Source organism: Dyadobacter sp. CY323, assembly GCF_021390245.1.
GTDB lineage: Bacteria > Bacteroidota > Bacteroidia > Cytophagales > Spirosomataceae > Dyadobacter.
Genome location: NZ_JAJUXH010000015.1, coordinates 54,821 through 66,791 on the forward strand (window position 1 = coordinate 54,821; position 11,971 = coordinate 66,791).

6 protein-coding genes are annotated in these 11,971 nt (G+C 49.5%); all 6 read right to left on the reverse strand.

Going from position 1 to position 11,971, the window contains the following annotated elements; genetic code table 11:
- Position 1: 1 nt before the first annotated feature.
- A complete protein-coding gene (locus tag LZG72_RS19945; RefSeq protein WP_233876390.1) occupies positions 2-1,285 on the reverse strand; it encodes an alginate lyase family protein in 1,284 nt (427 codons plus the stop codon).
- Between the two features lie 91 nt (positions 1,286-1,376).
- Positions 1,377-2,360, reverse strand: a complete 984-nt coding sequence (locus LZG72_RS19950; RefSeq protein WP_233876392.1) for a DUF4466 family protein — start codon at positions 2,358-2,360, stop codon at positions 1,377-1,379.
- A gap of 18 nt (positions 2,361-2,378) precedes the next feature.
- The gene (locus LZG72_RS19955; RefSeq protein WP_233876394.1) at positions 2,379-2,786 is read right to left on the reverse strand and encodes a DUF5018 domain-containing protein; all 408 of its coding nucleotides are present in this window, start codon (positions 2,784-2,786) and stop codon (positions 2,379-2,381) included.
- A 40-nt stretch (positions 2,787-2,826) separates the two neighbouring features.
- Positions 2,827-4,665: a RagB/SusD family nutrient uptake outer membrane protein gene (locus tag LZG72_RS19960; RefSeq protein ID WP_233876396.1), complete on the reverse strand. Its 1,839-nt coding sequence runs from the start codon at positions 4,663-4,665 to the stop codon at positions 2,827-2,829.
- 11 nt (positions 4,666-4,676) lie between these two features.
- Positions 4,677-7,802 carry a TonB-dependent receptor gene (locus LZG72_RS19965; protein ID WP_233876398.1) on the reverse strand — a complete coding sequence of 1,042 codons (3,126 nt, stop codon included), beginning with the start codon at positions 7,800-7,802 and terminating at the stop codon, positions 4,677-4,679.
- Between the two features lie 195 nt (positions 7,803-7,997).
- A complete protein-coding gene (locus LZG72_RS19970; protein ID WP_233876400.1) occupies positions 7,998-11,897 on the reverse strand; it encodes a hybrid sensor histidine kinase/response regulator transcription factor in 3,900 nt (1,299 codons plus the stop codon).
- Between the last annotated feature and the right edge of the window lie 74 nt (positions 11,898-11,971).

An 11,971-nucleotide genomic window follows, 5' to 3' on the forward strand; every position in this document is an offset into this window, starting at 1 on the left:
ATTAAAAATTTGCATTGGTGAGCACTAGCAGACTATTTTCTTCATTGTCCTGGTCTTTTATTCCCGATAAATCGAGATCAGGATATTTGCTTGAAACCGATCTGGCCGTCCGGTAAAAACCGTCGTAATGAATAGATTTGATCTGCTGATGGGTCCATTCTTTTTTCATTTGGGCAAAAGGCAGCATCCATTTAAATGCCGACTTAATGCTTTTACCATCGGGCGTCACGTAATTCCAGAGATCTACACCGACATTGTCTCCCAAAGCCGCAAGCTGAAAAAACCCTTGCAGGTTCATCGTGGAGTAATTCCAGGAAACCGTGCGCGCCAGCTCATGCGGCTGGGCGCCACTCGTATCAAGCTGACTGCTGATCCGCTTTTTGGTTTGTTGTTCCAAAATCTCTTTCGCTAATCCGGGCTGACCGGTAAAAAGCGCCATTGAAACCGTTTGGACATCATACCAGGTACCGTGGTTATTGAACTCGTCGGCTTCGTCCAAACCGATCGGGCTTGTTCTCATCCAGGTCAGGAATGCTTTGTACCAATCCTGAATTCCCTGATAATCAGCGGCAGAAAGGCTTTTCGAATTTTTTAGCAGCTGTACCCCGTCGATCAGCACAGCCAGTGCACGGGTGTCGATGATACCGATCCCGCGGCCATTAGTGCGGCCGGGAATTGCCTGCCCGAAGTTCAGATTGGGGTTCATCCGGGTTTGTTCATCCAGAAACCAGGTTCTCAAAAGCTTCGCCGCGTGATCTGAGTATTTGATTTCCCCGGTGAAATACCAGGCAAGAGAAAGTTGGAAAACGTCCCGGCAGAGGCTTCCGTGGTAGTCCGCGTCTTTGATGCTGAACCGTTCCGGATTTACCTGACCATCTTTCCGGATATAGGGTAGTCCGTCCGGCTTGGTTGAATCGGGCCACCAGTATGGACCCACGCTCATGTAATCGTGCTTATCGCCGCTCGGAGGCACTTTGCTTTTGTAAGTAACCGAGTAAGGCCCTGACTTCAATGCTTTGTCGGCCAGAGCGACCAACTCCTGCAATGCCTTTTTGAGCTGCTTATCTCCTTTTCGGATTTTGTTTTTTGAAGTTTCCAGAAATTCCGTTTTTACCAGAAATGTTTGAACCGGACCGGCTGGAATAGTTTCCGTTTCTGGTGCTGAAAGATCGGTTTTCTTCGAGTGCTGAATGGTAGAGCCTGCGATGATCGGATTTGATGCAAATATTGAAAAACACAAAGCCAAACCGGTCACCATCTGGGTGGCCAATGCAATTTTCTTCATCAGTAAGGGTATTAGGAAGTGGATTAAATGCATTTCCCGCCGGTTGCAGCGAACACAACCTGCGGGAAATGCAGCAAACGGTTCAGCAATGCTATTTCATCAGGTAGCGCTTGATACTGATCTTGGCGCTTTTGGTATTGTTATTAACGGAGTTCACATACACGTAGGCACGGTACTTTCCGTCCTGTGTTTCTACCCAGACACCCGCTTCCGCACGCATATTGATCGCATAGTCAGGTGCTGCCGCAATGTCGAGCTGCTGAAAATCCAGATCATCAATGTATACCCCAAACTGTAATCTTGCCAGGTGGAAATCACGCAGGTTCCATACTTTTTGAACCTTGCTACTGCGGGTCGCACCAGCCGGCAGGATAACACCCGGCAGGTAAGTTTTGGCAGAAGGCGACACAAGTCCGTGCGAAAAGGTAATGTTCGGAATAGAGCGGTACAAGTACACGAGATCAATTTTTGACGCATTCGCAGCAGCATTGGCTGCACTGTAAACAGCCATATCTTCGATCGAAATGAATGCTTTGGTACTGTCGACTACGTCCAGATCCAGTACCATATCCATTTCAGCAATTTTATAAGGTCCCATTGAATAGGAAACCGATTGTCCATTGCTTGCCTTGGCCGTAAATTGGAACGAAACTTCTTTTCCTTTTGCCGTAGTCGGAATGCGGTAAAAGTACCTCAGCGTAGCCGCCGATGTATCTTTGGTAAAAGTGACGGTCGTTTTACCACCGCTATTCACCGATTTGCTTCCTACTTCGATGCCGACATCTTCACCACTTCCATTCGTGTAAAACGACCGGTTTTCAAGGTAAGTAGCCTCCGCGCCATCAATCGTTGCCGCCACTTCCGCAGAAACCAGCTTTCCCATGGACTTTGGCAGCGCCATTGCATAGGCAAACTCAATATTCATTCCGACCAGATTTGGTCCGAGTGTTCTTTTAATTACATCATTCTGAAGTTCCTGCTTCAACGTCGGGATCGCATATTCCTCCTCTTCACAGGAAGAAAGGAAAACCATCCCAATCAAAACAAGAAAGCAATACAAATAGGTATGTTTCATGATCTTGCTGTTTAAAGGTTACGGTGTTTGCACCGTTAGATTAACCGTATAAGTTTTCCTGATTTTGCGGTTTCCCGACACGACGGTGTACTGCTTAGGTTTCGAAAGATCGGAAAAGTCTTCTTTCCCGATGATCTTCGGGTCCAGCTTCGCGTCCGTCACGAGCGAGAATTGCGGATACAGGTTTTTCAGATCGGTTCCGTAAAAAACCTTTACCTTGATCGTCTGCGCCGTCGTGTCAATCACTGCATTCTCTACCCTCACGGTTTGTAAATCAGGTCCGAGGAGCTCGAAATTACTTACATAACACTGGCTGCGGGTCGTAATCAGCAGCCCGTCCTCGTCCACGGGAAAATCTTCTTTGCAGGATACCAGCATGCTGACTGTGAGCATCATTGCTGCGATCCATTTGATATATTTTAGCATTTGTTTAAATGTTAATGTTTTAAAAATTTTCACACCTGACCTATAACCACGGTGTATTCTGGGTCAGGTTCGGATTGCGGTCGCGCTCTCCGGGCGGAATGCGAAAAATGTAGTTCTGCTGGTAAGTACGCTCCGGTACATTCTGAAAATACCTTTGCTGGTTGGCTCCGTGCGTATCGATCCGCCACAGACCTTCGGTATAAGGCGCTCCCCACACCCGTTCCTGCGCACGCCATCTGCGGATATCAAAGCCCCGGTGACCTTCGGCTAAAAGTTCGATGATCCTTTCCTGCTCAATGCTGGCAAAGAATGCATCCGCACTCGCCGTTTTAGCCGCTGTCAGTGCCGGCAGGTTTCCGCGACGACGCACTTTGTTGACCAATGCAATCGCCTCGGCGGTCGGGCCTTTCACGGCATTGGTGGCTTCGGCGTACATCAGGTACACATCGGCCAGGCGCATTACCGGGAAGTTGTAATCTCCATCACCGCGTCCCTGTCCTGCATAGTTGCGCAGGAACTTGCGGAACACGTAACCGGAGTTGGTGCCGTCGGTATTGTAGGTCGTGTATTTTACTCCGTCAATGGTAACAGGCTGGTTCCAGGTTTTGTATATGAACGGCGACCAGCCAGTCGATTTTAATGAGGCCAAGCCCACACTAACTTCGTAATCCCACATAATGGAGGCTTTCATCCGGTAATCGCGGTTCTTGTAGCTCTGCGGATTTACGGCAGAGTTTGGTGCAGTACGGGCGCCTGCGTCAGCTGGGTTCTTCGGTATCATTTTTGGTGCGAAATCCCCTGTTAGCGTCGACTGATAGCGGTCTGCAATCTCATAGCGCGGTGCTACCCAGAGTTGCGAACCTTCATGAGAACGTCCGGCGAAGTCGCGCATCAACTCTTCCCCCTGCCCTGTTCCGGTGCCTCCGTGCGTGAAGCCCATGATGATCTCAGGGTCGTTATTCGCAACCGGAGTGAATAGATAATAGTAATTAGGCAGCTTGTCGGCTTTGCCGAGCGAATCGATGTCTCCCGGCTCTCCGTTGCGGAACAAAACCAAACCATAATCGTTAACGACAGAGTTGAAATCTGCCGCTGCTGCCGTGTAAGCCGCTATTGCGGCATTTGCATCGGGCTTGAAATTTTCCAGCTCAGGCCAGCCAAAGCGGTTCCAGCAAGCCCAGTACAGCTGCAGTTTTCCGCGGAATGCGAGTGCTGCGGGCTTTCCGGCGCGCCCTGCCCCTGCCCCTTTTGCAGGAAGCTTTTGGTAAGCGTAGGTAAAATCAGCCATAATGGAATCCTTCACCTGCGTAATCGGCATACGGGTCAGCGTGGATACGTCCGTGTTAGCCTCAGCAATTTTTGTAAAATACGGCACATCCCCCCACATCGAAATCAGGCGGAAATAAGCCATTCCACGAAGTAGCTTAGCTTCTCCCACAATCGCTTCCAGCTTAGGTACTGACTCGGGCTTTGCGGTAAGCAGCATCTTCTCGACATTGGTGATCACATAATTGGTGCGGTTGACGCCTCCATACAAATACCTGTACATTTTGTCGAAATTGTCGCCGTAACCGCTTGGGTTGTAGTCGCCATCGTGGTATGCATCGCCCAGGCGAAGGTTGCCGCTTGTGGCGCTGGTACCGCGGGTACGCACATATTCGCCATGACCATCGAGATAATAATCGCGGTCGAACAGCGGGCGCACCGATGCGTAAGCTCCATTGAGCGCAAACGTCGCGTCATCTTCGGTTTTCCAGAATGCATTGGCAGCCAGTTCGGTAGTCGGATCCTGTTCAAGCAGGTCCTTTACACAAGAGCCCATACTTAAAATGAGCCCCATCAGGGTGATCGCTGATACTATATGTTTGATACTTTTCATTAGAGTAGCTTTTAAATTCCTATGTTGATACCGACCGAATAGGACTTGTTCAAAGGATATGCGTCGCTTTTGTTGCCAGCTTTCTCAGGATCAAGTCCACGGAATTTGGTAATGGTAGTCAGGTTTTCAGACGAAGCAAAAATGCGGAAGTTGGTCATACCCAGCTTTTTTGTCAGCGTCACAGGCAGGTTGTAACCCAGCTGAATGTTTTTTACACGCAGGTACGAAAGGTTATCAAGCCAGAATGTGGTTTCCTCGCGGTTTGCATTGCCATTCAGCCTCGGCCATTCTCCGTCACGGTTCTCGACAGACCATGGATTGTCCCAATGTGCTTGTGTTGAAGCGTAACGCTGTGCCCCGAAATTGACATTGTTGTAGATATTGATCCAGTAATCCTTACGCCCGGAAGCTCCCTGCAGAAGAAATGTAAGGTCAATTCCGCGCCACGATACGTTGCCATTCAATGCGAAATTGGTAGTCGGGCGGTCGCGCTGTACTTTGGGGTAGGCCACTTTATCCTCGTCGGAAATCCTTCCGTCCCCATTCACATCCTTGCGAAGAATATCGCCTGGTGAAGCGCCTTGCGGAGTTGCATTGTACACATCCTCCCAGGTTTGTGCAATGCCTGCATCCTGGTAGGTGTACAAATAATGGTAAGGCATATTCAGGAATGTGTAACCTCTTCCCAGAAACTCATTCCAGGATTCCAGGTTGGTTCGGTTATACGACGCATTGACTGCAAGCGTATAATTGACCGCCCCTTTGCGGTCGCGCCAGGTCAGGTTTCCTTCAATACCACGGTTGCGCAGGTTCCCGATATTCTTACGCGGCGCATCGTACGCACCTGTGAGCAGGATGGACATTTCCGATGGCCGGTTCATGCCGGTAGTCAGGCGGTCATAGTAATCGATTTCGGCGGTAAGGCGGTTGTTGAGGAAGCCAAGATCCAGACCCAGGTTGAACACTTTCGTAGTCTCCCAGGATAAGTCTTTGTTCACCAGTTTTCTGTTTACAAAACCCTTCACAATCTGCCCGCCAACCATGTAGTTGCTCGCCCCGAGCGTCGACTGTTGCTCATACCTACCTACCCCGCTGTTGTTTCCAAGGCTTCCGTAAGAAGCGCGGATCTTTCCATTGGTAAGAATATTACTGGTAAAGCGGCTGATAAATGCTTCCTCAGTAAACCGCCATCCAACGGCTGCCGAAGGAAAAAACCCGAACTGGCTGCCAGGAAGGAACCTAGAAGAACCATCAGACCGGAAATTGACTTCCAGCAAATATTTATCGAAAGCGGCATAATTAACGCGCCCGATGTAGGAGCGTAATCCTTCTGTGGAAGAGTTACCACCAGTCGATTGAATGTCTGTCAATGCAGCATCCACCTCGTGAAGGGACGGGTGCAACCGGTCGTTTCGGGAAGTAGCCTGGTAGCGGTCGTACCAATATTCTTCACTGTATACAAACATTGCGCCAATCTCGTGGTTTTTGGCAATGGTCGTAGAATAATTCAACCGACCGTTTAGCAGCGTTTTATAACCTGTATTTGTAAAATTACCCACACCCGCATTCGGTCCCACATATACACGGCTTCCGAATGAATTGGTCTGGAAGTTGTAAGATTGGTTCGGCGTGTTTGCATTCCAGCGAAACTGGTTGAAGTAATTAAGCGCATAATCAATCCGGGCTGTGAGTCCCTTGATCGGCGTCCAGTCAATGTACATGTTCGCATTTGCTTCCTGCCGGTTCTGCCGGTTAAGCTGGTTTTGATAAAGCGTGTATGGGTTATATGCCTGGGGATCTTCATTATAGGCCATTACCCCGCCATAATAACCGGTTACCGGATCAAAAGGCAGGATTCCGGGTATTGCGAACTGCATATCAAAACCGGCTGTATTAGCTGCATCATCGTCTGTAAAGCCGTCTTCCAAAGCATACGTCATATTGGACCAGTTGCCGTTGAATTTTACTCCCGTATTAATGTTCTTTCTGATCTTGTAATCGTAATTGAACCGGGCATTGTAGCGCTTGAAATCATTGTTGATCTGCAAGCCTTTTTCATTCATTAACCCAACGGAAATGAAAAAATTGGACTTGTCGCCGCCGCCGGAGGAAGAAAGGTTGTAGTTCTGCACGGAACCCGTGCGCATGATCACGTCCCACCAGTCGGTGTTGGGATACGCAACCGGATCGATCATGCCCATCGCCATCCATTGATCAATGGTTCCGTCTTTGAAATTGAAGTTAGGACGCAGCGTATTCACAGCTGCTGAGCGCTGGTGAAGGGTGAGCGTTCGCGGATAATCTGCCAGGAATTCATAGGATCTGGTTGGAACCTGCACCCCGTAGTTTCCGGAGAAATTGATCGTTGCCTTTTCCTGTCCTTTTCCCGACTTGGTCGTAATCAGGATTACGCCATTTGCTGCACGAGAGCCATAAACCGACGAAGACGTGGCGTCTTTCAGAACTGATACCGATTCGATATCATTCATATTCAGCCGGTTGATATCCACATCCGGCATTCCGTCGACCACCACCAGCGGGCTGGCGTTGTTGACAGTACCCAGGCCGCGGATCACCAGCGATGCATTGTTGCGGCCTGCCATACCCGAATTCTGGTTCACGGCAAGGCCGGGTACCAGTCCCTGAAGACCCGAGGAAACGTTACTGAGCGAGCGGTTGGTGATCTTATCGTCGATCTTAATGGCCGACACGGCACCAGTCACATTCACTTTTTTCTGGGTTCCATAGCCGACCACAACCACTTCGTCCAGAGATTTGTTTTCCGGCACGAGCTGAATGCTGATCGCCGCACGGTTGTCCACTGCCGCTTCCTGGGGAACGTAACCAATGAAGCTGAATGTAAGCACAGAAGAACCGCCCGCTACCGTGATGGTGTAATCTCCGTCCGGGTTGGTGGTGGTTCCGTTGGAGGTCCCTTTTTCGATCACGTTCACACCGGGCAACCCTGCCCCTTTTTCATCGGTTACCTTACCGGAAACAGTTACGGCCGCCTTGGTTTCCTGCCTGACACTCATCAGGTTGCCGCTTCTTGCTTCCATGTGAAAGCCCGGGCACAGCCAGATTCCTGACAGGACTGCGAGACTCCCCCATGGAATGCGCGTAGAGGATTGTTTCATAGATTGAGTTTGTTTTTAAGTGGTTTGTATCCGTATGGTGACGAGAAAAACACCTACGCCCCTGACTATCGTCATAGAAATTCTTAAAATAATAGGAGAAATTACTGAGCTACATCACCGAAGCAGCGATTCGTTGACTGGTAACTTGGTAGGGCGATTGGCTGTTAATTCAGTGAAAAACAACGTCATGGAGTTTTACTTCCTCCTGAGATTTTCCGCATAGTCGCGGGGAGCTATTTCGAAGAGATCGCGAAAGCATTTTGCAAAATACGACAGGTTATCAAATCCTACCCGATAAGCCGCCTCCGAAACGGGAATTCCGTCGATGAGCATTTCTGCGGCTTTGCTGAGCCGATAATTCCGGATCAGTTCAACCGCCGGCACGCTGCCGAGTGCTTTCAGTTTTCGGTTCAGAGTACTGTTGCTCATCCCGATTTCGCGCACTAATTCCTGCACCCCAAAATTTATATTTTCAAGGTTGCTATCAAGTATCGCATACAGTTTCAATAAAAACGGATCGAGTGTTTCGGGCTTTGGGAGTTCAAGGAAAAGCTGGGCTGGAGAGGCAAATCTGGCGCGAAATATTTCCTGCAACCTGCGCTGGTGCATGAGCAGGTTATGCACACGCAGATTCAGCTCGGTAACGTGAAAAGGTTTGGTAATGTAATCATCGGCACCACGGCCCAGGCCTTCCAGTCTGCTTTCTGTGGCCGACTTGGCAGTCAGCAAGATAACCGGTATATGGCTGGTCAGCAGGTTATTTTTAATTTTTTCACAAAAAGCATAGCCGTCCATGATAGGCATCATCACATCGCTGATGATCAAATCCGGCATATGTTCCAGAGCGCTCATTTCTCCTTCTGCGCCATTGGCCGCGCTGTAAAATTGATAGGTATCTCCCAGACTGTCCGCTATAAAATCGGCGAGTTCACTATTATCCTCTACCAGTAGAATGGTAGCGTCGGCAGTTGTTGTTTCCACGCCAGCCAGTCCATGGTTCACGAAGGTTTCAGCCCGACGGTATGGGAATGTCAGCCGGAAGACGGTTTTATACCCACCCATGTCCTGCTTCACTTCAATGGTACCCCCCTGCAGCTCCGCCAGCTCTTTCACCAGCGCAAGCCCGATGCCGGTGCCCTCCCGGGGACTATCTGTATCCACCTGATAAAACCGGTCGAAAATGTGTGGCAGCTGTGCTTGGGCGATGCCGATGCCGGTATCAGCTACTGTAACCTGTACGCCATTTGCGATGCTTTGCAGTCCCACCTTTACATTTCCGTCCGGCTGCGTAAATTTGATCGCATTGGAAAGCAGATTCGTCAGGATCCTTTCCAGCTTATCGTGATCGAAGTAGTAGCGCGGCATCTCAGGCGAAGTGACCATTTCCAACACAATGTGTTTTTCGGCAGCGGCAATCTCAAATAACTGCACAGTATTTACTACGAAATCGACCAAATTACCGGGCTCCTCCACCACTTTCATACTTGCCGATTCCAGTTTGGACAAGTCCAGCAGCTGGTTTACCAATCCCAGTAACTGCCTGGCATTGCGCGCAATAATGGAAAGCCGGGACTTGTTACGGTCACTGTTTGTTTCATCCAGCATCTGGTCGGCCGGGGAGAGTATCAGAGTGAGGGGGGTGCGGAATTCGTGGGTAATATTGGAGAAAAACCGTGTTTTCATTTCATCGAGCCGCCGCAACTGGCTCGCCTCCCGCTCTTTCAGCAGTGCTTCCTTTTGCGAAAATGCAATCGACTGCTCCATTTCCAACCTCTTGATATAGGCCCGAATAAAAATATAACCGATCAGTAGACAGGCACTTATATACAGCACATACGCCCACCAGGTTGCCCACCAGGGTGGCAGAATGTGTATCGCCACGGTACGGATGTGCGGGCTCCAAGCCCCGGAGGTATTGGAGGTATTGAGGCGAAGAACGTACTTACCCGGCCGCAGGTCGGTGTATTTTGTCTCCGGATTTTCAGTTTCAATCCAGTCTTTTTCCAGGCCCTGCAACTGGTAACGGAATCTCATTTTGTCGGCACGATTAAATTGCATCCCGGCAAATTCAATGGTCAGGTAGTTCTGCGCGTAGCTTAGTTCCAGCTTATCAAGCAACGGAACTGGCTTTCCGCCTGTCAAGCTGCCTTTTTCGAGTGTTTGGTTGTTGATGGTAACAGCGGTGATGTGGGTGAGCGGCTGGAATCTGTCTTCATTGGATTGCCTGGTGTCAAAAGCCGTGATCCCTTCAACGCCGCCCAAAAAAATGCGTCCGTCGGGAAGCTTCATGAAATGAAAGCGGTTGAACTCGTCTGCCATCAAACCATCCTCGCGCGTGAACGTTCTCACTTTAAATGTTTTTTTGTCGATTTGCGAAAGCCCCTGGTTGGTAGCAGCCCAGATATGTCCCTGGCGATCGGGGATCGCGGCGTAAACAACGTCATTAGGCAAACCTTCGGCTTTTGTAATGCGCCGGAATTTCCCGCTGTTTTTCTCAAACCGGCACAATCCACCCCCGAAAGTCCCGATCCAAAGCAGGTTTTGGTCTGATGGATCTTCAAATAAACAATAGCTGTTGTTGTTGCTCAACGATTGCCGATCAGCCGGATCATGCAGGTATTGCCGGATTTTCCCGCTATGAATATCTACCCCATAAATCCCCTGCGAAGCAGTGGCAACCCAGAGTGTTTTCGAATCCACCACAATCTGTAATATCCCTGACTGTATCCGGGGGCGCAGCTTATGCCCGAATGCTAGCCAGCTTCCATTCTGATAAATCATTGCCAGCGAATCATGCACCGCCCAAATCCTTCCCGTCGGGTCGGTTGCGAGCGGCACCGGCAAATCGGAGCGGCGTTTGTCCTTGATTTGCAATGGAAACTGGATCGTGCCAAGCTTTTTGCTTTTGGGATTAAATTTGTAAAAAGGGGTTTCACCCACACTAAACCAGATCGTCGAATCCGGCGCGAGGGTATACCGGAAATTATAGGGAAAGAAATGCGTCGTGGCAATTGCCAGCTCCTTCTCCGGCATATCCAGGAAACTCACAAACAAGTCTTTAACAAAATCAATCCGGTAAGGCATTGATTTAAAATAGCCCGCCCGAAGGTTAAATTTTCGCAGCCCCTGTCCATTTGTTCCCGCCCAAAGCACGTCAGACTGGTCTATGAACAGACTTTTATATTCGGAATCCCGATTTTCGGTCGTGAGCTTCTGTAAACCCTCCGCATCACTGAACCGCCAGAGGTGCTGCATCCGGTGAAAATAATCGGTGCCTTTGCTATCGGCCACGATGTAGTGATCGTATTTACTTTTGGTGTCTCTTTCGGTGGGATAATTGATCACCTGTCCATGCTCCGGGTTGAGAATGGTCACAAAATGCTCCGAAAGCAACAGCATATCGCCATTGTGCCGCTGTTTTAATGCATAAATAAGGCTGGCTATTTTCTCAAAATCTTTATTCGCAGATTGATAAAGTTCAAAATCTGATCTGCCTTTTGCAATCCTGAAAAGTCCGCCCGTGGTTGCTGCCCAGATCGTTCCGCTTTTATCTTCAATCAGGTCCCGGCAGATTGCTCCCCGAGATACCGACCCGGGGTGGTACCATTTAATGTTTTTAGTATTTAAATCAATGCGCGCCACTCCTGGCTCGTCAAATATCAGCCAGAGCCGGTTTTGCCTGTCAGGAAAAATTTGTTTCAGGTGAGACCCGGAGAACGCCTTTTGATAAAATGCCTGTTTGGAATAATTGAAAAAAGTCTCCCTGACCGGGTCAAAAACATCAATGTCCCCCTGGTCGCTCGTGATCCAGAGCTTTTGACCAGGTCCCGGCTGCAAGGTTTCCAAGCCGAGTGAGGATAGCCCCGGCTCCCCGGGCTTTCCCTGCTGGTAAAGCCGGAATTTATGACCATCAAAGCGGCAAAGTCCATCTCGGGTGGCTACCCAGATGAATCCCTTTGAATCCTGGACAATACCGGGCACAAAACCTTGTGGAAGCCCCTGTTTGGTACCGATCATTTCCGGCGGCGGAAATGCTGCCAGCTGGGCAAAAGCAGGTGTTGATGCTAAAATGAAAAGCGTTGGAAGAATTACCAACGTGTTACCAATTTTCCAAAGAAAGCCTCCTGGTCTAATCCCGGACCAAAAAGCCAGAAAATTGAAAAGTTGTG